General features: G+C 64.9%; 15 protein-coding genes and 3 rRNA genes. 16 read left to right on the top strand and 2 right to left on the bottom strand.

All coding sequences use genetic code 11. The features are described 5' to 3' along the window. The first annotated feature begins 150 nt into the window (after positions 1-150). The 10 genes from argC (at position 151) to AC2JAJ_RS00045 (ending at position 10,198) form a co-directional block, all read left to right on the top strand. Positions 151-1,182, top strand: a complete 1,032-nt coding sequence (gene argC, locus AC2JAJ_RS00090) for an N-acetyl-gamma-glutamyl-phosphate reductase (protein WP_486414701.1) — start codon at positions 151-153, stop codon at positions 1,180-1,182. Further along, on the top strand, positions 1,179-2,345 hold the full coding sequence (gene argJ / locus AC2JAJ_RS00085) for a bifunctional glutamate N-acetyltransferase/amino-acid acetyltransferase ArgJ (protein WP_221384088.1): 1,167 nt from the start codon (positions 1,179-1,181) through the stop codon (positions 2,343-2,345). The genes argC and argJ overlap by 4 nt, the downstream gene beginning before the upstream one ends. 41 nt (positions 2,346-2,386) lie before the next feature. Beyond that, complete coding sequence (gene argB, locus AC2JAJ_RS00080) at positions 2,387-3,343, top strand: acetylglutamate kinase (protein WP_221384087.1); 957 nt, start codon at positions 2,387-2,389, stop codon at positions 3,341-3,343. Further along, positions 3,340-4,611 carry an acetylornithine transaminase gene (locus AC2JAJ_RS00075; protein ID WP_501053281.1) on the top strand — a complete coding sequence of 424 codons (1,272 nt, stop codon included), beginning with the start codon at positions 3,340-3,342 and terminating at the stop codon, positions 4,609-4,611. The genes argB and AC2JAJ_RS00075 overlap by 4 nt, the downstream gene beginning before the upstream one ends. Then, entirely contained in the window at positions 4,608-5,612 is a 1,005-nt protein-coding gene (gene argF / locus AC2JAJ_RS00070) for an ornithine carbamoyltransferase (protein WP_486414703.1), read from the top strand. Before AC2JAJ_RS00075 ends, argF begins: the two co-directional genes overlap by 4 nt. Beyond that, positions 5,612-6,142, top strand: a complete 531-nt coding sequence (locus AC2JAJ_RS00065) for an arginine repressor (protein ID WP_221384084.1) — start codon at positions 5,612-5,614, stop codon at positions 6,140-6,142. The genes argF and AC2JAJ_RS00065 overlap by 1 nt, the downstream gene beginning before the upstream one ends. A 43-nt stretch (positions 6,143-6,185) precedes the next feature. After that, positions 6,186-7,391 carry an argininosuccinate synthase gene (locus AC2JAJ_RS00060; protein WP_221384083.1) on the top strand — a complete coding sequence of 402 codons (1,206 nt, stop codon included), beginning with the start codon at positions 6,186-6,188 and terminating at the stop codon, positions 7,389-7,391. 5 nt (positions 7,392-7,396) lie between these two features. Further along, complete coding sequence (argH, locus tag AC2JAJ_RS00055; RefSeq protein WP_486414704.1) at positions 7,397-8,824, top strand: argininosuccinate lyase; 1,428 nt, start codon at positions 7,397-7,399, stop codon at positions 8,822-8,824. Between the two features lie 66 nt (positions 8,825-8,890). After that, positions 8,891-9,439, top strand: a complete 549-nt coding sequence (locus tag AC2JAJ_RS00050; protein ID WP_486414705.1) for a pyridoxine/pyridoxamine 5'-phosphate oxidase — start codon at positions 8,891-8,893, stop codon at positions 9,437-9,439. A gap of 21 nt (positions 9,440-9,460) precedes the next feature. After that, a complete protein-coding gene (locus AC2JAJ_RS00045) occupies positions 9,461-10,198 on the top strand; it encodes a maleylpyruvate isomerase family mycothiol-dependent enzyme (RefSeq protein WP_486414706.1) in 738 nt (245 codons plus the stop codon). A gap of 2 nt (positions 10,199-10,200) precedes the next feature. On the opposite strand, the gene AC2JAJ_RS00040 is transcribed toward AC2JAJ_RS00045, so the two are convergent. Then, positions 10,201-10,695 (bottom strand): methylated-DNA--[protein]-cysteine S-methyltransferase, encoded by a 495-nt coding sequence (locus AC2JAJ_RS00040; RefSeq protein ID WP_486414707.1) that lies wholly within the window; start codon positions 10,693-10,695, stop codon positions 10,201-10,203. Continuing rightward, on the bottom strand, positions 10,692-12,209 hold the full coding sequence (locus AC2JAJ_RS00035; RefSeq protein WP_486414708.1) for an AlkA N-terminal domain-containing protein: 1,518 nt from the start codon (positions 12,207-12,209) through the stop codon (positions 10,692-10,694). The genes AC2JAJ_RS00040 and AC2JAJ_RS00035 overlap by 4 nt, the downstream gene beginning before the upstream one ends. Before the next feature lie 129 nt (positions 12,210-12,338). On the opposite strand from AC2JAJ_RS00035, the gene AC2JAJ_RS00030 reads away from it, so the two are divergent. The 6 genes from AC2JAJ_RS00030 to rrf all read left to right on the top strand — a co-directional run bounded on the left by AC2JAJ_RS00030 (position 12,339) and on the right by rrf (position 22,613). Beyond that, on the top strand, positions 12,339-13,034 hold the full coding sequence (locus AC2JAJ_RS00030; protein ID WP_486414709.1) for a DNA-3-methyladenine glycosylase: 696 nt from the start codon (positions 12,339-12,341) through the stop codon (positions 13,032-13,034). 51 nt (positions 13,035-13,085) lie between these two features. Then, the gene (locus AC2JAJ_RS00025) at positions 13,086-15,314 is read left to right on the top strand and encodes a HelD family protein (RefSeq protein WP_221384076.1); all 2,229 of its coding nucleotides are present in this window, start codon (positions 13,086-13,088) and stop codon (positions 15,312-15,314) included. A 29-nt stretch (positions 15,315-15,343) separates the two neighbouring features. Next, a complete protein-coding gene (tyrS, locus tag AC2JAJ_RS00020; protein ID WP_486414710.1) occupies positions 15,344-16,657 on the top strand; it encodes a tyrosine--tRNA ligase in 1,314 nt (437 codons plus the stop codon). A gap of 497 nt (positions 16,658-17,154) precedes the next feature. After that, positions 17,155-18,676 (top strand): 16S ribosomal RNA (locus tag AC2JAJ_RS00015). Between the two features lie 516 nt (positions 18,677-19,192). Then, a 23S ribosomal RNA gene (locus AC2JAJ_RS00010) occupies positions 19,193-22,321 on the top strand. Positions 22,322-22,496: 175 nt separating this feature from the next. Further along, positions 22,497-22,613: ribosomal RNA gene (gene rrf, locus AC2JAJ_RS00005) — 5S ribosomal RNA — on the top strand. Together the 16S, 23S and 5S rRNA genes form the textbook arrangement of a ribosomal RNA operon. Positions 22,614-22,661 lie beyond the last annotated feature (48 nt).

Genomic DNA, 22,661 nt, shown 5'->3' with positions numbered 1-22,661 from the left:
TCCCCGGGCGCCTTTGCGGCCCGGCTGCCGGAACCCATCCTAGGGACTTCCTACGGCGGCAGGACAAGTTCCGGCCACGCTCCGGACGGCAGCACCTTGCCTGCATAAATATCGGTGCTAATGCATAACTATTGCTGTATAGTCGGGTGCATGACTATTTCTGTTGCGGTCTCCGGTGCCAGCGGCTACGCCGGGGGAGAGGTCCTCCGCCTCCTGGCCGGCCATCCGGGTGTGACCATCGGCGCCATCACGGCCCACAGCAACGCAGGTTCCCGCCTCGGTGAGCTGCAGCCGCACCTGCATGGACTCGCCAGCCGCATCCTTGAAGACACAACCGTGGCGAACCTGTCGGGCCACGATGTCGTCTTCCTCGCCCTGCCGCACGGTGCCTCCGCCGACATCGCCGCCCAGCTGCCGGAAGGGACAGTAGTGATCGACGCCGGCGCCGACCACCGCCTTGAGGACCCCGCTGCCTGGGAAAAGTTCTACGGCTCCGCCCACGCCGGCACATGGCCCTATGGGCTTCCGGAGTTGCCGGGCCAGCGTGAGGCCCTCAAGGGCGCCAAGCGCATCGCCGTTCCCGGCTGCTACCCGACGTCCGCCCTCCTCGCCCTGGCCCCGGGGTTCGCTGCCCACCTGCTGGAACCCGACGACGTCGTCGTTGTTTCCGCGTCCGGCACCTCGGGTGCGGGCAAGGCCGCCAAGGTTAACCTGATCGGCTCCGAGGTCATGGGCTCCATGAGCCCCTATGGCGTGGGTGGGGGCCACCGGCACACGCCGGAGATTGAGCAGGGTCTTTCCAACGCGGCGGGGGAGAAGGTCACCGTTTCCTTCACGCCCACGCTTGCTCCGATGAGCCGGGGCATCCTCACCACCGCCACTGCGAAGGTCAAGGCCGGCACCACCACCGCGCAGCTGCGGTTGGCCTGGGCCGAGGCCTACGAGGACGAGCCGTTCGTGCACCTGCTGCCGGAGGGACAGTGGCCGACGACCAAGTCGGTTGTGGGCTCGAACCATGCGGCCATGCAGTTGGCGCACGACGCCCACACGGGACGGTTGATCGTCACCTGCGTCATCGACAACCTCACCAAGGGCACTGCCGGCGGCGCCGTGCAGTCCATGAACATCGCACTCGGCCTGCCCGAAACCGCCGGCCTCAACCTGCAGGGAGTTGCCCCGTGACCATCACCACACCCCAGGGATTCCGGGCAGCCGGCATCACCGCCGGACTCAAGGCCTCGGGCAACCCGGATCTCGCCCTGGTCGTCAACGACGGGCCTGCCAAGGCCGCCGCCGCCGTCTTCACCAGCAACCGCGTGGCAGCAGCCCCCGTGCACTGGTCCCGCCAGGTGGTCTCCGACGGCCGCGTGGACGCCGTCATCCTCAATTCCGGCGGAGCCAACGCCTGCACCGGACCCACCGGCTTCCAGAACACCCACAGCACAGCGGAAAAAGTGGCCGAGGTCCTGGGCATTTCTGCCACCGACGTCTTTGTCTGCTCCACGGGCCTGATCGGCGAGCAACTGCCGATGGACAAGATCCTCCCCGGCGTCGAGGCGGCGGCGGCGGCGCTGAGCACCGACGGCGGACCGGATGCCGGCACCGCCATCATGACCACGGACAGCGTGCCCAAGTCTGCGCTCTTTATCGGCTCTGACGCCGACGGCAACGAGTTCAGCATCGGCGGCATCGCCAAAGGCGCCGGCATGCTGGCCCCCGGCCTGGCCACGATGCTGGTGGTCCTCACCACCGACGCCGCAGTCGAGTCCGAAATGCTCGACGTCGTCCTGCGCGACGCCACGCGCGTCACCTTCGACCGCGCCGATTCCGACGGCTGCATGTCCACCAACGACACCGTGGTCCTGCTGGCCTCCGGCGCCTCCGGCGCCGTGCCCTCCGCCGAGGCCTTCGGTACCGGGCTGACCCAGGTCTGTGCCGAGCTGGCACGGAAACTGATCGCGGACGCCGAGGGCGCCAGCCATGACATCGCCATCCGCACGTTCAACGCGGCCAGCGAAGCGGATGCCGAAACAGTCAGCCGCGCCGTAGCCCGGTCCAATCTGTTCAAGGCCGCCATCTTCGGCAAGGACCCCAACTGGGGCCGCGTCCTGTCGGCCGTGGGCACTACCGACGCCGCCTTCGAGCCGGACAAGCTCAACGTTGCCATGAACGGGGTCCAGATCTGCCGCAACGGCAGCATCGGCGACGACCGCGGCCTGGTGGACCTGGAGCCGCGCGAGGTCCACGTGGAGATCGACCTGCAGGCCGGCAACGCCGAAGCCACGATCTGGACGAACGACCTCACCCACGACTACGTCCACGAAAACAGCGCCTACTCCAGCTAGGCCGGGCGGCGGGCCACGCGCCCGCTGCGGAAAGTGACAGCATGAACACCCAGACGCGTGAAACCACCAGCATGTCCGACGCCCAGGACAAGGCGGCAACCCTGATCGAGGCCCTGCCCTGGATCCAGCGGTTCGCCGGCAGCATCATGGTGATCAAGTACGGCGGCAACGCGATGGTCAACGACGATCTCCGCCGTGCCTTCGCCGAGGACATCGTGTTCCTGCACCACGTGGGCATCCACCCCGTGGTGGTCCACGGCGGCGGCCCGCAGATCAACTCGATGCTGGGCCGGCTCGGCATCGAATCCGAGTTCAAGGGCGGCCTGCGCGTCACCACGCCGGAAGCCATGGACGTGGTCCGGATGGTCCTTACCGGGCAGGTGGGCCGGGAACTGGTGGGCCTGATCAATTCCCACGGCCCCTACGCGGTGGGTATGTCAGGTGAAGACGGCGGCCTGCTCCGCGCCGTGCGGACCGGGACCGTGGTGGACGGCGAAGAGGTGGACCTGGGGCTGGTAGGCGAGGTGGTCGGCGTCGACCCCACCGGCATCATGGACATCCTCGAGGCCGGCCGCATACCGGTCATCTCCACCGTTGCGCCCGAGATCGTTGATCCTGCCAATGCCGCCGATGCGGCACAGTTCCAGGCCACCGGGCAGGTCCTGAACGTCAACGCCGACACCGCTGCGGCCGCCGTCGCCTCCGCGCTGGGCGCCTCCAAACTGGTGATCCTGACCGACGTCGAAGGCCTCTACGCCAACTGGCCGGACAAGTCGTCCCTGATTTCCTCCCTTACGGCCTCCGAGCTGCGGGATATGCTGCCCCGGCTCGAATCGGGCATGATCCCCAAGATGGCCGCCTGCCTGAAGGCCATCGACGAGGGAGTGGAACGCGCGCACATCGTGGACGGGCGCCTGCCCCACTCGATGCTTCTTGAAACATTCACGACGGCGGGCATCGGCACCCAGGTTGTCCCGGACGAGGAGATCAACGGATGAACAAGAACACCCCGGTGGTTGAGCCGGCCGATACCCCGGTGACCGAGCTGGTGGAAACCACAGGGCACGCCGGCTCCGAGTGGCTCTCCCGCTACTCCTCTTCGCTGATGGGCGTGTTCGGCACCCCGCAGCGTGTCCTGGTGCGCGGCGCCGGGTGCCTCGTGTGGGACGCCGACGGCAAGGAATACCTGGACCTGCTGGGCGGCATCGCCGTCAACGCCCTGGGCCACGCCCACCCCTTCGTGACGTCGGTCATCTCGAGCCAGCTGGCCACCCTGGGCCATGTCTCCAACTTCTTCACCAGCCCGACGCAGGTGGCCCTTGCCGAGAAGCTGCTTGAGCTTGCCAAGGCGCCCGCTGGCTCCAAGGTCTTCTTCAGCAACTCCGGCACCGAGGCGAACGAGGCCGCGTTCAAGCTGGCCCGCCGCAACACGGGTGGCAGCGCCGCCAAACGGACCAAAATCATTGCCCTTGAAGGCGCGTTCCACGGCCGCACCATGGGGGCGCTGGCCCTCACGGCCAAGGAAGCCTACCGCACCCCCTTCGAACCGCTGCCCGGCGGAGTGGTGCACATCCCGTTCGGGGACATCGCCGCGCTGGAGGCTGCCGTGGATGAAACGGTGGCTGCCGTCTTCCTGGAGCCCATCCAGGGCGAAGCCGGCGTCAGGCCGCTGCCCCCGGGCTACCTCAAGGCCGCGCGGGAGGCCACCAGCAAGGCCGGCGCCCTGCTGATCCTGGACGAGGTCCAGACCGGCATCGGCCGCACCGGCAAGTGGCTCGCGAGCGAGGACGCAGGCATCGTCCCCGACGCCATTACGCTGGCCAAGGGCCTCGGTGGTGGGTTCCCCATCGGTGCCCTGATCACGTTCGGTGAGCAGGCGTCGTCGTTGTTGTCCGCGGGCCAGCACGGCACCACCTTTGGCGGCAACCCGGTGGCGACGGCGGCCGCCCTCGCCACGCTGCACGCCCTGGAAAGCCAGAATGTGCTGGCGAACGTCAAGGCCGTGGGGGAGCACCTGCGCTCGGCGCTGGCCGCGATCCCGGGAGTCACCGAAGTCCGCGGGGAAGGCCTCCTGATCGGCTTCGACCTGGACGCGGAGGTCGCCCCGGCAGTGGTGCAGGCCGCCCTGGACGCCGGGTTCATCGTCAACAGCCCGGGCCCGCGCACCATCCGCCTTGCCCCGCCCCTGATCCTCACCACGGCACAGGCCGACACCTTCCTTGCCGCCTTCCCGGCAATCCTCCAAGCAGCAAAGGACGCCCAGTGACTTCCGCAAACACCCGGCACTTCCTCAAGGACACCGACCTTACGCCCGCCGAGCAGGCCGAGGTCCTGGAGCTCGCTGCCCGCATGAAGGCCGCCCCCTACAGTGTCCAGCCGTTCGCCGCCGAAGGCAGCGGCCGCAAGACCGTCGCCGTGATCTTCGACAAGACCTCCACCCGCACCCGGGTTTCCTTTGCCACCGGAATCGCCGACATGGGAGGCAACGCCCTGGTCATCAACCCGGGCGAGGCACAGATCGGCCACAAGGAATCAGTGGAGGACACCGCCAGGGTCCTCGAGCGCATGGTGTCCACCATCGTGTGGCGCACCGGTGCGCACGCCGGCCTGGTGGCCATGGCGGAGAACTCGAAGGTGCCGGTCATCAACGCCCTGTGCGACGACTACCACCCGTGCCAGCTCCTCGCCGACCTGCTCACCGTGAAGGAGCACAAGGGCGGGCTCAAGGGCCTGACCATGAGCTACCTCGGTGATGCCGCCAACAATATGGCCAACTCGTACCTGCTGGCAGGCGTCACGGCCGGAATGCACGTCCGTATTGCCGGACCGGAAGGCTACCTCCCGGCCGCGGACATCGTGGCGGCAGCCGGGGAGCGCGCGGCCGAAACCGGCGGCTCCGTGCTCATCACCACCGACGCCAAGGAAGCGCTGCAGGGTGCGGACGTCGTCGCCACCGACACCTGGGTGTCCATGGGCCAGGAAACCGAAAAGGAAGCCCGGATGCAGCTGTTCCGGGACTACTCCGTCGACTCGGATGCCATGGCACTCGCTGCGGATGACGCCGTCGTGCTCCACTGCCTGCCCGCCTACCGCGGCTACGAAATTTCCGCCGATGTCATCGACGGCCCCCAGTCCATCGTGTGGGACGAAGCGGAAAACCGGCTGCACGCGCAGAAGGCGCTGATGGCATGGCTGATGCACCAGTCCGGCCTGGCCTTCGTCGAGGGACTCGCACCGGTTGAAGGCACCGGGGAGAGCACGTTCTAGTGTCCACCAACCCGTCGGTGGCGGGCTCCAGCCCGGCCACCAAGACAGCCCGGCAGGCGCGCATCACCGCGATCCTCACCGGGCAGTCCGTCCGGTCGCAGGCGGAGCTGGCGGCGCTGCTCGCGGACGACGGTGTACAGGTCACCCAGGCCACACTGTCCCGCGACCTGGTGGAACTGGGCGCCGTGCGCGTGCGCGGCAAGGAGGGCGTCCTGGTCTACGCGGTGCCCGGCGAAGGCGGCGAACGTGCCGCCAAAAGCGGTGTCACCCAGGAAATCCTGGATGCCCGGCTCGCACGGCTGTGCAGCGAACTGCTGGTGACCGCGGAGGCCTCGGCCAACCTCGTGGTGCTGCGCACCCCGCCCGGCGCCGCGAACTTCCTGGCCCTGGCGATCGACCATTCGGTGATGCCGTCCATCCTGGGCACCATCGCCGGCGACGACACCGTGCTGCTGGTGTCCCGCGATCCGCTGGGCGGACCCGACCTGGCCGCCCGCTTCCTGCAACTGGCTGAAGAGGCCGGGCAATAAGCTTGAAGACAAACACAACAATCCCCAACAAGGAGCATGCAAAGTGACTGAACGCATCGTGCTGGCCTACTCAGGCGGCCTGGACACGTCCGTAGCCATCGGCTGGATCGGTGAAGCCACCGGCGCCGAGGTCATCGCCGTGGCGGTCGACGTCGGACAGGGCGGGGAATCGCTGGAGACCATCCGCCAGCGCGCGCTGGGCTGCGGCGCCGTCGAGGCCTACGTGGCCGACGCATCGGACGAGTTCGCCAACGAGTACTGCGTGCCCACGCTGAAGGCCAACGCCCTGTACCAGGGGCACTACCCGCTGGTGTCCGCCATCTCCCGCCCCGTCATCGTCAAGCACCTGGTCAAGGCTGCCCGCGAATTCGGCGCGACCACCGTGGCCCACGGCTGCACCGGCAAGGGCAACGACCAGGTCCGCTTCGAAGTGGGCATCCAGACCCTCGGCCCGGACCTGAAGTGCATCGCACCCGTCCGCGACCTCGCCCTCACCCGTGACAAGGCCATCGCCTTCGCCGAGGAAAAGGGCCTGCCCATCGAGACCACCAAGAAGAACCCGTACTCGATCGACCAGAACGTCTGGGGCCGCGCCGTGGAAACCGGCTACCTCGAGGACATCTGGAACGCCCCCACCAAGGACATCTACGACTACACCGCCACGCCGGAGTTCCCGCCGGCACCGGACGAAGTCATCATCTCCTTCGAAGCAGGCGTTCCCGTGGCGATCGACGGCGTCAAGGTCACCCCGCTGCAGGCCATCAAGGAACTCAACCGCCGCGCCGGCGCCCAGGGCGTGGGCCGCATCGACGTGGTCGAGGACCGCCTGGTGGGCATCAAGTCCCGCGAGATCTACGAAGCCCCGGGTGCCATGGCGCTGATCACCGCCCACAAGCACCTCGAGGACGTCACCATCGAGCGCGAGCAGGCCCGCTTCAAGGCCACCGTCGGCCAGCGCTGGGCCGAGCTGGTGTACGACGGACAGTGGTTCTCCCCGCTCAAGCGTTCGCTGGACGCCTTCATCGAGGACACTCAGAAGTACGTCTCCGGTGACATCCGCATGACCCTGCACGGTGGCCAGGCCATCGTCAACGGCCGCCGCTCCGACACCTCGCTGTACGACTTCTCGCTGGCCACCTACGACACCGGCGACACCTTCGACCAGTCCATGGCACGCGGCTTCATTGAGCTGTGGGGCATGTCCGCCAAGGTTGCCTCCGGCCGCGACATCCGGGTCGCAGGGAAGTAGCCCGCGTGGCTGAGCAAAAAACCGAGGCTACGAACGCAGGTGCCCTCTGGGGCGGCCGGTTCGCCGGCGGCCCCGCCGACGCCCTCGCGGCCCTGAGCAAGTCCACGCACTTTGACTGGCGGCTGGCGCGCTACGACATCGCCGGTTCCAAGGCGCACGCCCGCGTGCTGCACAAGGCCGGGCTGCTGGACGACGCGGAGCTGGACGGCATGCTTGCCGCCCTCACCCGGCTGGATGAGGACGTAGCGTCGGGTGCCTACGTGCCGGCCGAGTCGGATGAGGACGTGCATGGTTCGCTGGAGCGCGGGCTGATCGAGCGGGCCGGCGCCCAGCTGGGCGGAAAGCTCCGCGCCGGCCGGTCCCGCAACGACCAGGTGGCCACGCTGGGCCGCATGTTCCTGCGCGACCACGCCCGGATCATCGCCCGCGGGGTCCTGGACACCGTTGACGCGCTGGTGGAGCAGGCCAAGGCCCACCACGGCGTGGCCATGCCGGGCCGTACCCACCTGCAGCATGCCCAGCCGGTCCTGCTCAGCCACCACCTGCTGGCCCACGCCTGGGCGCTGCTGCGCGACGTGCAGCGCCTTCAGGACTGGGACAAGCGGGCAGGGGTTTCACCCTACGGCTCCGGCGCGCTGGCCGGGTCCTCGCTCGGCCTCGACCCGGAAGCGGTGGCTGCAGACCTTGGGTTCTACTCCGCCGTGCACAACTCGATCGACGGCACCGCGTCCCGCGACGTCTTCGCCGAGTTCGCCTGGGTCTGTTCCATGATCGGCGTGGACCTGTCCCGGATCTCCGAGGAAGTCATCTTCTGGGCCACCAAGGAGTTCTCCTTCGTCACGCTGCACGACTCGTACTCCACAGGGTCCTCGATCATGCCGCAGAAGAAGAACCCGGACGTGGCGGAGCTCGCCCGCGGGAAGGCCGGAAGGCTGATCGGCAACCTGACCGGGCTGCTGGCCACGCTCAAGGGCCTGCCGCTGGCGTACAACCGCGACCTGCAGGAGGACAAGGAACCGGTGTTCGACGCCGCCGACACCCTGGAGCTGCTGCTCCCGGCCGTGTCCGGCATGATCGCCACCCTGACGTTCAACACCGAACGGATGGAGTCGCTGGCCCCGCAGGGCTTCGCGCTGGCCACGGACATCGCCGAGTGGCTGGTCCGCCAGGGCGTGCCGTTCCGCGAGGCGCACGAGCTGTCCGGCGCCGCCGTCAAGCAGGCCGAGTCCCGCGGCGTGGAGCTGTGGGACCTCACGGACGAGGAATATGCGGCGATCTCGGAGCACCTCACCCCCGAGGTCCGCACGGTCCTGTCCACCGAGGGATCCCTGAACAGCCGCAACTCCCAGGGCGGCACGGCACCGGCCGCCGTCGAACGCCAGCTGGCTGTGCTGGAAGGCGAGCTTGCCGGCGTCAGGGAGTACGCAAAGTAACCAGCAGGGTTCAGGGGCTCCGCGGATATCCGCGGGGCCCTTTGCGTCTGTGGTTAGGCTGGCTCCATGAGCGAAACCTTCCGCAAGTTCCTTCGCACCCTTCCCGACTTCCCCTCCGGCCTGCCCGCTTTCGACCCGGAGAAAGCGCCGCAGGAGCCCGCCCTGCTCTTCAAGCAGTGGCTTGATGAGGCGCTGGACGCGGGGGAGCAGCAGCCGCACGCCTTCAGCCTTGCCACGGTGGGCGGTGCTTCCGGTGACGGTCCGCAACCGTCCTCCCGGATGCTGATCCTGAAGAACATTGACGACGACGGCTGGCACTTCGCCACGTCCCGTACGTCCCGCAAGGGCCGGGAACTGGCCGAGTTGCCGAGGGCAGCGATGAACTTCTACTGGGCCCGCCTGGGCCGCCAGGTGCGGGTGGTGGGCACGGTGGTTGAACTCTCCACAGAGGCCTCCGCCGTCGACTGGCACGAGCGGCCCCGCGCCGACGGCAGTGACAATCCGAACTGGCAGCTCTACGCCCTGCGGCCCGCCGAAATCGAGTTCTGGCAGGCCAGCAACGACGGCGACCACGTCCGCCACCGTGTCGGGCCGGACGGAAGCCCACTGGACTGACCACTCGACTAGGCTGGCCGCATGACCTCTCCAACTCCTGCCGCCCTGCTGGCTGAACTGCACAATGCTGCCGATGCCCTGGCCGCCGAGCTGGACCGCATCCCCGCCGAGGGCGCTGCCGCGCCGTCCAGCCTGCCGGGCTGGAGCCGCGGGCACGTGCTGGCCCACCTCGCCGGCATCTGCAATGCGTTGGCGCGCCAGGTGGAGTACGGCCGGAACGGCCAGACAGTGGAGCTGTACGACGGCGGCATGGAAGGACGCAACCGCGCCATCGAGCTCGCCGCCGGGCACCGCCTCGCGCAGCACCGGGAGGACCTGGATGCCGCGCTGCAGCGGGCGCTGGCAGCCTTTGATGCGCTGGAAGCGGACGAATGGCAGACGCCCATCGCATTCCGCAATGGCGTGATTTTCGACGCCGGGCTGGCGCTCTGGCGGGAACTCGTCATCCACACCTCCGACCTGGCCACGGGCAGGGGACCGGAAACGTGGAGGGGCCAGTTCTGCTCGCACCTCTTCGATTTCCTGGCCGCCCGTGTTCCGGCATCCGCCCGGTTCGTGCTGCAGCCCGTTGCACTTCCGCCGCTGACCCTCGGTGCCGGCGGCAGCACCGTCGTCGTCAGCGGCATGGTGACGGACATTGCCGCGTGGCTCGCCGGACGCGAACCATCATTGGACAGCCTGCGCGCCTCCGCGGCCGGCGACAGCACCGACCTTCCCGAACTGCTGCCCTGGCCTTCCGCCATGCCTGCTGCCAAATAGGGTTAGGCAGCTTCGCGGGCCAGCAGGCTTTCCTTGACCCGCAGGCCCCACCGGAAGCCGCCCAGGGAGCCGTCGGTGCGGATCACGCGATGGCAGGGGACGAAGAGGGCGGCCGCGTTGAAGGCGCAGGCACTGGCAGCGGCCCGGACGGCCCGGGGGTTCCCTGCCAGGGCCGCGTATTCGCTGTACGTGACCGGAAACCCGGGCTTAACCTCCCGCAGGACCTCCCATGCGTGGGCGCGGAACGGCCCGGACTGCTGGCGGACGGGCACGGCCATGGCCGGGACCGGATCTCCCGAGTAGAAGGCTTCGACGGCGGACGAGATGCTGGCCAAGTCCCGCACCTCTTCGACAGCGTCCGGGCGCAGGCCGGGATGGACCTGCCCGGTCAGGTCCGCCAGGCTTGCCGTCCAGCCCGAGGCCAGGACCACGCCGCCCCGGGCGAGGATGGTGAACGGCCCGTCAGGGGTGGACATTTCCAACAGTTGCGCTTTCATGGCATCCCTTTCGCGGGAATGGTGGTTACGGAGGTCTTGCCGGGCCGTGCCGCTGGGGGGCGTGCCGCTGCCCGCCAGAGATGCATTGTGGCGTAGGAACGCCACGGGCTGGCTTCACGGAAGTCCGGGCTGAAGGCGTGCTCCCTATTATCGAGGGCACGGACGCCGTTCCGGACCGCGGCGTCGTTGGCGAGGAAGATGTCAGGGGCGCCCAGGACACGCATGGCCACGTACCCTACGGTCCAGGGACCCACCCCCGGCAGGGGCAGCAGCGCGGCCGTGAGGCCAGGCAGGTCATTGCCGTACCCGAAGTCGAGCCGGCCTGACGCCATGGCGGCCGCAGCCTGCAGCAGCGACTCCGTCCTCCGCCGGGGACCGCGCAGCAGGTGTCCCGCGGCAGCGATTTCGGCCGGGGCAGGAAACAGCCGGTCCAGCCCGTCTCCGGGGGTGCTGCTGGGACTGCCGGCCTCGGCCAGCTGGGTCAGGGCCGTCCGTGCCGCCGCCACCGTGATCTGCTGCCCCACCATGGCACGGACCAGCAGTTCCTGCGGATCCAGGGCTCCGGGCATCCTCATGCCCGGGGCCTGGGCGACCGAGGGGGCCAGGCGGCTGTCGGCTGCCAGCACGGCGTCAATGGCTTCCGGATCGGCGTCCAGGTCGAAGAGCCTGCGGACGCGGCTGAGCAGCGCGGGAAGGTCACGGAGATCCACCGCGCCGACAGTGAGGGTCAGGGGCCGCCCCCGGGCGCCGTCGTCGTACTCCACCCGGAACCGGGCGTCGCCGTGGGGGAGCCGCAGGGTGCGCGCGTAAGAGGTGGGCGTACCTTCCTCGATCCCGGGGATCGCACGGACAGCCAGAAAGGAGAAGATTCCGGGGTCGAAGGGTTCCCGGTACGGCAGGCTGAGCACGAGCGATGTACTGGAGCCCCCGTCCTTACGGTGAGTTCCCGCGCCGTGAACCGGGGCTGTGCCGCGGAGTGCGGTAGGCGTCATGCCGAACACCTCGGCGATGGTGTCGTTGAACTGCCGCACGCTGTTGAAACCGGCGGCAAAGGCGATATCCGCCAGCTTCATCGGGGTGGACACCAGCAGCGTTCGCGCGGTTTGGGCCCTGCCCGCGCGGGCCAGCGACAGGGGGCCGGCACCGAGTTCCTGGGTCAGGATCCGGTTCAGCTGGCGGGGAGAGTAGCCAAGCCGGGCAGCGAGGCCTTCCACACCGTCCCGGTTGATGACGCCATCATTGATCAGCCGCATGGCGCGCCCGGCGATGTCCTGCCGCACGTTCCAGGCCGGCGTGCCCGGCACGGCCTCGGGCAGGCACCGCTTGCAGGCGCGGTAGCCGGCGTCGTGGGCGGCGGCGGATGTCTCGTAGAACGTGACGTTGGATGCCTTGGGGGTCCGTGCGGGGCACGATGGCCGGCAGTAGATCCCGGTGGTACGTACCGCGGTGTAGAACTGGCCGTCGAAGCGGGGATCGCGGGCGTCGATGGCCCGGTAGCGCTGCCAGAAGTCCATGCCCCAATCCTGCCAGCCCACGGGAGCTGCTTCTAGCGGAAATCGGACATGGCCGTGGCGCGGCGGCAGCCAGTGCCCGGCCGCTTCATGGCGCGGATGAATGCCGTGCCAGCCGGGTAAGGTCAATCAATGAACCACAGCGCCTTGCCTGCCGGAATGGAACTGCGGGACTTCCTCTCGGGAGACGCCCGCCAGCTTGCCCCACTGCTGTTGGGCGCCGTGCTGACCCATGAATCCCGGGACGGTGCCGTCTCCGTACGGCTCACGGAGATAGAGGCCTACCTTGGGCCCGAGGATTCCCTGCACCCCGACCCGGGCTCGCACACCTACCGTGGCCCCACACCGCGCAACGCTCCCATGTTCGGCCCCGCCGGGCACCTCTACGTCTACTTCACCTACGGAATGCACCACTGCACCAACATCGTGTGCGGCCCGGCGGGCGTGGCGTCCGCGCTCCTGCTGCGCGCAGGCGAGATCGTGGACGGGCTGGAGCTGGCGCAGCGGCGGCGGCCCACGTCGAAAAATCCCGCCGACCTCGCCAGCGGCCCGGCCCGCCTGGCCAAGGCGCTGGGACTTACGACGGCGGACAGCGGACGCGACGCGCTGGCCCCACCCTTCAGGCTGGAGCTTCCGTCCGTCCCCGGCGGTCCCGTCAGTTCCGGCCCCCGGGTGGGCGTGGCGGGGGCCGGGGGATCGGAGCAGTACGCCTGGCGGTTCTGGCTCGCGGGCGACCCCACTGTGTCGAAGTACAAGGCCGCGAAGCCGCGGGCCCGCCGCCAGGCAGCGGACGCGCCGCCGGGCACCGCCACATTTGACCAGCGTTAATCGAAATGGTTGTAGAATGGACGGTCTGTCTTTCGCGATAGGGGAACGTTGATGCACGACGCCGAATTGGCTCACGAACGGGAGTATGTAGCCGGCCTGTATGCCCGGCTGGAAGAGCTCCGCGAGGAAAAGCGTCGCCAGCTGGCGCAGGTCCGCCGGGCCGGAGCCGTGGGCACCATGCAGAACGTTTCGGAACGTGACGCGTTCGCCGCGCTGTATGAGGACCGCCTGGCGCAGCTGGACGCCGTGGACGACCGACTGGTGTTCGGCCGCCTGGACCTGGACTCCGGCGAAGCGCAGTACATCGGCCGGATCGGCCTGACCACCGAAGACCTGCAGCGGCTGATGGTTGACTGGCGGGCGCCCGAAGCCGGGCACTTCTACCAGGCCACCGCCTTTGACCGGCAGGGCGTGCGCCGCCGCCGGCACCTGATCCTGCAGGGACGGGACGTCAAGGCCATCGAGGACGATGTCCTGGACGCCGCCATGCTCACCGATGACGAATCGCTGCAGGGCGAAGGGGCCCTGCTGGCGGCGCTGAACTCCAAGCGGACCGGCCGCATGTCGGACATCGTCAGCACCATCCAGTCGGAGCAGGACCGGATCATCCGGTCCTCCATCTCCGGCGCCGTCGTGGTGCAGGGCGGACCCGGCACCGGCAAGACCGCTGTGGCGCTGCACCGCGCCGCCTACCTGCTCTACACCCACCGTGACCGCCTCAAGAGTGCAGGCGTGCTGCTGGTGGGCCCGTCGTCGTCGTTCATGAAATACATCGAACGGGTGCTGCCGTCCCTGGGCGAGACCGGCGTGGTCATGGCGAGCCTTGGCCGGCTCATGCCCGGCATCCAGGCCGTCCCGGAAACCGATGCGGACGTTGCCGCGTTGAAGGGCAAGCTGGAGATGGCCGCCATTGTGGCCAACGCGGTCTCCAACCGGATGCGTGTTCCGGCCCGGAACCGGATCCTCGAGGTGGACGGCCGTAAGCTGACCCTCACGCCCAAGCAGGTCCGGCGTGCCCGGGAACGCGCGCGTTCCACCGGCAAGCCGTACAACGAGGCCCGCGTGACGTTCGTCAAGATCCTGCTCCGCGAACTGACGGAGCAGATGACCGAACTCGTCGAGGCCGGGAACATCGGCAACAACGCCGACCGTTCCTATCTTGCCGAGGACGTCCGGACAGCGCGCGACGTGCGGATTGCGCTGAACCTGTGCTGGATGCCGATGACGCCGGAGAAGTTGATCTCCGACCTCTTCAGCAAGCCGGAAGTGCTGGAATTCTGCACCCCCAACCTCACCCCCGCCGAGCGTGCGCTGCTGCTGCGCCCGGCCGGCGCGCCATGGACTGAATCCGACGTCCCGCTGCTGGATGAGGCCGCCGAGCTGCTGGGCGAGCTGGACCCCGCCGCCGGACGCGGGCTGGCGCAGCAGGAGCACGACCGTGCCCGGGACCTGGCGAACGCGAAGCAGACCCTCGTCAACATGGAGGCTGCCGGTGTGGACGCGCTCATGAGCGCGGAGGACCTGGTGGAGCAGAACCAGGAACGGCTCGCCCGGCAGACGGCTGCCGAACGGGCAACGAGCGATCGCACGTGGGCCTTCGGGCACATCGTGGTTGACGAGGCGCAGGAGCTTTCCCCCATGCAGTGGCGGCTCCTGGTCAGGCGTTGCCCCCTGAAATCCTTCACCATCGTGGGCGACATCGCCCAGACCAGCTCGGTGGCCGGGGCGAACTCGTGGCAGGGCGCCCTCGCCCCGATGTTCGGCGACCGCTGGCAGCTGGAGGAGCTGACCGTCAACTACCGCACGCCCTCGCAGATCGCCGAAGCCGCGGTCCGCATGGCCAACGCGGCCGGCCTGGTGGTTTCCGCGCCCAAGGCGGTCCGGGAGGGCCGTTGGTCGCCCATCATTGACGAAGTGGCGCCCGGCGCCGTGGTCAGCCGCCTTGTCGAGGTCCTGCCGGAGGAGTTGGAGGCGCTCGACGGCGGCCTGCTCGCCGTGATTGCCGACGGTGACCTGCTGCCGGAAGCCACCGCAGCGCTCCGCGCCGCCTACGGCCGCCGGATCGGCACCGGGGCCGGCAGCTACGAGCAGGACATCGTGGTCATCAGCCCCCGTGAGGCTAAGGGCCTGGAGTTCGACGGTGTGGTGGTGCTGGAGCCGTCCATGATGCTCAACCACCGGCATGGCAAGGTCGGGGACCTCTATGTTGCCATGACCCGGCCCACCCAGCGGCTGCGGCTGATCGCTGCCGAACCGGTACCCGAAGGCATCGCCCGCTGACCCGGCGCGATCCTGCTAACTTAGAAGGCGTGCCAGAACTGAACATCCTCGAACCGCAGCGCAACGACCCGACTTTTGCCAATGTCTGGCAGGAGTTGAAGTGGCGTGGCCTGGTCCATGTCTCCACCGACGAAGCGGAGCTCGAAAAGCTCCTCGCCGACGGGCCGGTCACGTACTATTGCGGCTTCGATCCCACCGCTCCGAGCCTCCACCTGGGCAACCTGGTCCAGTTGCTCGTGATGCGGCGGCTTCAGCTTGCCGGGCACAAGCCGCTGGGGCTCGTGGGCGGTTCCACCGGCATGATCGGTGACCCGCGTCCCACCGCCGAACGCACGCTGAACACCAAGGACACCGTGGCCGAGTGGGTTGGCTACCTGCAGGCGCAGGTCAGCCGCTTCCTCAGCTTCGAGGGCGACAACGCCGCCCGGATCGTCAACAACCTCGACTGGACGGCTCCGCTGAGCGCCATCGACTTCCTGCGCGAGGTCGGCAAGCACTTCCGCGTGGGCACCATGCTGCGCAAGGACGCCGTCGCCTCCCGCCTTAACTCCGACGAAGGCATCAGCTACACCGAGTTCAGCTACCAGATCCTGCAAGGTATGGACTACCTGCAGCTCTACCGCGACTACGGCTGCGTCCTGCAGACAGGCGGCTCGGACCAGTGGGGCAACCTGACCAGCGGAACGGAGCTGATCCGCAAGGTGGAGGGCAAGAGCGTGCACGCGCTGGGAACCCCGCTGATCACCAACTCGGATGGCACCAAGTTCGGCAAGAGCGAGGGTAACGCGATTTGGCTCGACGCCGGCATGTGCAGTCCCTACGCCTTCTACCAGTTCTGGCTGAACACGGCCGATGCCGACGTTGTGGACCGGCTCAAGGTCTTCACCTTCCTCACCCGTGCCGAGATCGAAGAGATCGCCGTGTCGGTGGCCGAGCGTCCGTTCGCCCGCGAAGGCCAGCGGAAGCTTGCCTTTGAAGTGACCTCCCTGGTGCATGGGGTGGAAGCGACCGAAAAGGTGATTGCGGCCTCGGCCGCCCTGTTTGGAAACGGCGACCTTGCCGCGCTGGACAAGCCCACGCTGCAGGCGGCCACTTCCGAGCTTCCGTCCGCCACCGTCCAGGTGGACGAGCTGGGAATTGTGGACCTGCTGGTCGCGACCGGGCTTTCGGAGAGCAAGTCGGCAGCCCGGCGCACTGTGGGTGAAGGCGGCGCCTACGTGAACAACGAAAAGGTGCTCGATCCCGATGCAGTGATCTCCGAATCCGAATTGCTGCATGGGCAGTACCTCCTCCTTCGGCGGGGGAAGAAGAACCTGGCCACTGTTGAGGTGCTGGTTCCCTAGCGCGTTGCCCCGCAGTACCACATGCACGCCCTCCGGCGGCCGATTTGCGCGGCTGCCGGGGGGCGTGTATTGTTTTCTGAGTCGCCGCCGCTGAGTGGTGACAAACCCCCAACTCATAAGAAGCAATTCTTTGCCACGCAGGACGTGGATGATGGAAATTGCTTCTTATTTTGCTGGGCGGATTCATTCCACCGGACGAATTCGCTGAAACAAGCGGATTTGCAAAAGTGAATATGAATGAAATAAGCTTGAAACATCGCAGCGAAGAAATACGGAATACAAATTCAGGAAATTGAATTGGTTTCGGGAATATTCGAATGTGTCTGTTGTTTGAGAACTCAATAGTGTGCCATGTTTGTTGATACCGATTTTTTATGAATTGGTTGAATTTGCTGTGCCGCCACCCCGTGGTTGGCATGGTGTTTTTAGCTGGTTTCAAATTTTGTGCAGCCTGGTTCCGCGTTATTTCCGTGGTTCTTGGTTGTGTCTGTTTTTCTTCAACGGAGAGTTTGATCCTGGCTCAGGATGAACGCTGGCGGCGTGCTTAACACATGCAAGTCGAACGATGAAGGGAGCTTGCTCCTGGATTAGTGGCGAACGGGTGAGTAACACGTGAGTAACCTGCCCTTGACTCTGGGATAAGCCTGGGAAACTGGGTCTAATACCGGATATGACCTTCCATCGCATGGTGGTTGGTGGAAAGCTTTTGTGGTTTTGGATGGACTCGCGGCCTATCAGCTTGTTGGTGGGGTAATGGCCTACCAAGGCGACGACGGGTAGCCGGCCTGAGAGGGTGACCGGCCACACTGGGACTGAGACACGGCCCAGACTCCTACGGGAGGCAGCAGTGGGGAATATTGCACAATGGGCGCAAGCCTGATGCAGCGACGCCGCGTGAGGGATGACGGCCTTCGGGTTGTAAACCTCTTTCAGTAGGGAAGAAGCGAAAGTGACGGTACCTGCAGAAGAAGCGCCGGCTAACTACGTGCCAGCAGCCGCGGTAATACGTAGGGCGCAAGCGTTATCCGGAATTATTGGGCGTAAAGAGCTCGTAGGCGGTTTGTCGCGTCTGCCGTGAAAGTCCGGGGCTCAACTCCGGATCTGCGGTGGGTACGGGCAGACTAGAGTGATGTAGGGGAGACTGGAATTCCTGGTGTAGCGGTGAAATGCGCAGATATCAGGAGGAACACCGATGGCGAAGGCAGGTCTCTGGGCATTAACTGACGCTGAGGAGCGAAAGCATGGGGAGCGAACAGGATTAGATACCCTGGTAGTCCATGCCGTAAACGTTGGGCACTAGGTGTGGGGGACATTCCACGTTTTCCGCGCCGTAGCTAACGCATTAAGTGCCCCGCCTGGGGAGTACGGCCGCAAGGCTAAAACTCAAAGGAATTGACGGGGGCCCGCACAAGCGGCGGAGCATGCGGATTAATTCGATGCAACGCGAAGAACCTTACCAAGGCTTGACATGGACCGGACCGCCGCAGAAATGTGGTTTCCCCTTTGGGGCCGGTTTACAGGTGGTGCATGGTTGTCGTCAGCTCGTGTCGTGAGATGTTGGGTTAAGTCCCGCAACGAGCGCAACCCTCGTTCTATGTTGCCAGCGGTTCGGCCGGGGACTCATAGGAGACTGCCGGGGTCAACTCGGAGGAAGGTGGGGACGACGTCAAATCATCATGCCCCTTATGTCTTGGGCTTCACGCATGCTACAATGGCCGGTACAAAGGGTTGCGATACTGTGAGGTGGAGCTAATCCCAAAAAGCCGGTCTCAGTTCGGATTGGGGTCTGCAACTCGACCCCATGAAGTCGGAGTCGCTAGTAATCGCAGATCAGCAACGCTGCGGTGAATACGTTCCCGGGCCTTGTACACACCGCCCGTCAAGTCACGAAAGTTGGTAACACCCGAAGCCGGTGGCCTAACCCCTTGTGGGAGGGAGCTGTCGAAGGTGGGACTGGCGATTGGGACTAAGTCGTAACAAGGTAGCCGTACCGGAAGGTGCGGCTGGATCACCTCCTTTCTAAGGAGCACCTACAGCAACCATTCATCGTGTATGCGGTGGTGTGGTGTTGTCAGGAAGCAAGCCCGTTGCGCAGGCGTCTGTTCTGCGGCGGGTGCTCATGGGTGGAATATCAACGAATTTGCCGGGCACTGGGTGTCTTGTTCTTCTCTAGTACGAACCATTTGTGTGGTTCTGGAACGGTGGGGCGGGTTTCCTGGTGGTTGGTTATGGCACACTGTTGGGTCCTGAGGCAACAGGACCATGTGGCGGCTCTCCTGGTGGGGGTTGTTGTGTGGGGCTTTTGTTTCTGGTTTCCCTGCCGCGACGCTTCACTCATGTTTGGCTCCCTTTTGGGGGGTTGGTGTGTGGGGTGTGTGGTGTGGGGTTGTTGTTTGAGAACTACATAGTGGACGCGAGCATCTTGTATAAGAAGCAATTTCCAAGATTATGAACCTGGATCTGGTTCGTGTGCCCTGTGGGTGCGCGGGACAGTTTTTGTGGTTCTCTCGAGTGTTTTTTGTTTTTGATCTTTGTGGTCAAGTTTTTAAGAGCACACGGTGGATGCCTTGGCATTAGGAGCCGATGAAGGACGTAGGAATCTGCGATAAGCCTGGGGGAGTCGATAACCGGACTGTGATCCCAGGGTGTCCGAATGGGGAAACCCCGCTAAGCGCGCGAGTGACTTGGTGACCCGTACCTGAACACATAGGGTGCGTGGGGGGAACGCGGGGAAGTGAAACATCTCAGTACCCGCAGGAAGAGAAAACAATAGTGATTCCGTTAGTAGTGGCGAGCGAACGCGGATCAGGCTAAACCGTTCCATGTGTGATAGCCGGCGGGCGTTGCATGGTCGGGGTTGTGGGACTTTCCATACCAGTTCTGCCGGGCTGGTGGGGTGTGATGTGCGCGCATAGGTGAACGGTTTTGAAAGGCCGGCCAGAGAGGGTGTTAGTCCCGTAACCGTAATGCGTTTGTGCCGCCTGTGAGAGTATCCCAAGTAGTACGGGGCCCGAGAAATCCCGTGCGAATCTGTCAGGACCACCTGATAAGCCTAAATACTCCCTAATGACCGATAGCGGACCAGTACCGTGAGGGAAAGGTGAAAAGTACCCCGGGAGGGGAGTGAAACAGTACCTGAAACCGTGTGCTTACAATCCGTCGGAGCAGCCTTGTAGCTGTGACGGCGTGCCTTTTGAAGAATGAGCCTGCGAGTTAGTGTTACGTCGCGAGGTTAACCCGTGTGGGGCAGCCGTAGCGAAAGCGAGTCTGAATAGGGCGTGTGAGTGGCGTGATCTAGACCCGAAGCGAAGTGATCTACCCATGGCCAGGTTGAAGCGACGGTAAGACGTCGTGGAGGACCGAACCCACTTCAGTTGAAAATGGAGGGGATGAGCTGTGGGTAGGGGTGAAAGGCCAATCAAACTTCGTGATAGCTGGTTCTCCCCGAAATGCATTTAGGTGCAGCGTTGCGTGTTTCTTATCGGAGGTAGAGCTACTGGATGGCTAATGGGCCCTACAAGGTTACTGACGTCAGCCAAACTCCGAATGCCGGTAAGTGAGAGCGCAGCAGTGAGACTGTGGGGGATAAGCTTCATAGTCGAGAGGGAAACAGCCCAGACCACCAACTAAGGCCCCTAAGCGTGTGCTAAGTGGGAAAGGATGTGGAGTTGCCCAGACAACCAGGAGGTTGGCTTAGAAGCAGCCACCCTTAAAAGAGTGCGTAATAGCTCACTGGTCAAGTGATTCCGCGCCGACAATGTAGCGGGGCTCAAGTACACCGCCGAAGTTGTGGCATTCACACATATCTCTAAGCCTTTGTGGTTCAGGAGTGTGGATGGGTAGGGGAGCGTCGTGTGGGCGGTGAAGTCGCGGTGTAAACCAGCGGTGGAGCCTACACGAGTGAGAATGCAGGCATGAGTAGCGAAAGACGGGTGAGAAACCCGTCCGCCGAATGATCAAGGGTTCCAGGGTCAAGCTAATCTGCCCTGGGTAAGTCGGGACCTAAGGCGAGGCCGACAGGCGTAGTCGATGGACAACGGGTTGATATTCCCGTACCGGCGAAAAACCGCCCATGCTGAGCGGGGGATACTAACTGCCCGAAACCTGCCCGACACCCCTTGTGGGTGAAGGGTTTTGGTGGAGCGCAGGACCTGATCCCGGGAGGCAAGCGTATTAACAGGTGTGACGCAGGAAGGTAGCCGAGCCGGGCGATGGTTGTCCCGGTCTAAGGATGTAGGGCGAACGGTAGGCAAATCCGCTGTTCATGATGCCTGAGATCTGATGGGACCCCCGTATGGGGGGATTTGGTGATCCTATGCTGCCGAGAAAAGCATCGACGCGAGGTTTTAGCCGCCCGTACCCCAAACCGACACAGGTGATCAGGTAGAGAATACCAAGGCGATCGAGAGAATTATGGTTAAGGAACTCGGCAAAATGCCCCCGTAACTTCGGGAGAAGGGGGGCCCCAACCTTGAACGGACTGCGCGTCCGGGAGGGGATCGGGGCCGCAGAGACCAGGGGGAAGCGACTGTTTACTAAAAACACAGGTCCGTGCGAAGTCGCAAGACGATGTATACGGACTGACTCCTGCCCGGTGCTGGAAGGTTAAGAGGACCGGTTAGCCTCACGGCGAAGCTGAGAATTTAAGCCCCAGTAAACGGCGGTGGTAACTATAACCATCCTAAGGTAGCGAAATTCCTTGTCGGGTAAGTTCCGACCTGCACGAATGGAGTAACGACTTCCCCGCTGTCTCAACCATAAACTCGGCGAAATTGCAGTACGAGTAAAGATGCTCGTTACGCGCAGCAGGACGGAAAGACCCCGAGACCTTTACTATAGTTTGGTATTGGTGTTCGGAGTGGCTTGTGTAGGATAGGTGGGAGACGTTGAAGCCCGGACGCCAGTTCGGGTGGAGTCATCGTTGAAATACCACTCTGGTCACTTTGGACATCTAACTTCGGCCCGTAATCCGGGTCAGGGACAGTGCCTGATGGGTAGTTTAACTGGGGCGGTTGCCTCCTAAAAAGTAACGGAGGCGCCCAAAGGTTCCCTCAGCCTGGTTGGCAATCAGGTGTCGAGTGTAAGTGCACAAGGGAGCTTGACTGTGAGAGAGACATCTCGAGCAGGGACGAAAGTCGGGACTAGTGATCCGGCGGTACATTGTGGAATGGCCGTCGCTCAACGGATAAAAGGTACCTCGGGGATAACAGGCTGATCTTGCCCAAGAGTCCATATCGACGGCATGGTTTGGCACCTCGATGTCGGCTCGTCGCATCCTGGGGCTGGAGTAGGTCCCAAGGGTTGGGCTGTTCGCCCATTAAAGCGGTACGCGAGCTGGGTTTAGAACGTCGTGAGACAGTTCGGTCCCTATCCGCTGCGCGCGCAGGAAATTTGAGAAGGGCTGTCCTTAGTACGAGAGGACCGGGACGGACGAACCTCTGGTGTGTCAGTTGTACTGCCAAGTGCACCGCTGATTAGCTACGTTCGGATGGGATAACCGCTGAAAGCATCTAAGCGGGAAGCTCGCTTCAAGATGAGATTTCCATACACATTTATGTGTGAGAGGCCCCCAGCCAGACCACTGGGTTGATAGGCCGGATGTGGAAGCGAGGACTAACGACTCGTGAAGCTGACCGGTACTAATAGGCCAACAACTTACACCACACAGAAACATACAAACTCTGCTTGCGTCCACTATGTGGTTCCCAACCAACAACCCCCGTTGCTGGTGGAACCAATTAACTGAATAACAACACCACCATGCTGTCCCAGGACAGCAAGTCGTAACCACACAAGATTTCCCAACCCCAGCCACGGCTGACGGTCCGGGTACAAGGGTTACGGCGGTCATAGCGTGGGGGAAACGCCCGGTCCCATTCCGAACCCGGAAGCTAAGACCCACAGCGCCGATGGTACTGCACCCGGGAGGGTGTGGGAGAGTAGGACACCGCCGGACACACACCAATGGTCGAGGCCCCAACCACACGGTTGGGGCCTCCCGCCG

The sequence above is a fragment of the Arthrobacter sp. MOO21 genome, from assembly GCF_057369995.2.
The sequence above is the reverse complement of the archived record's forward strand: the minus strand, read 5'-3'. Positions and strand labels throughout refer to the sequence as shown.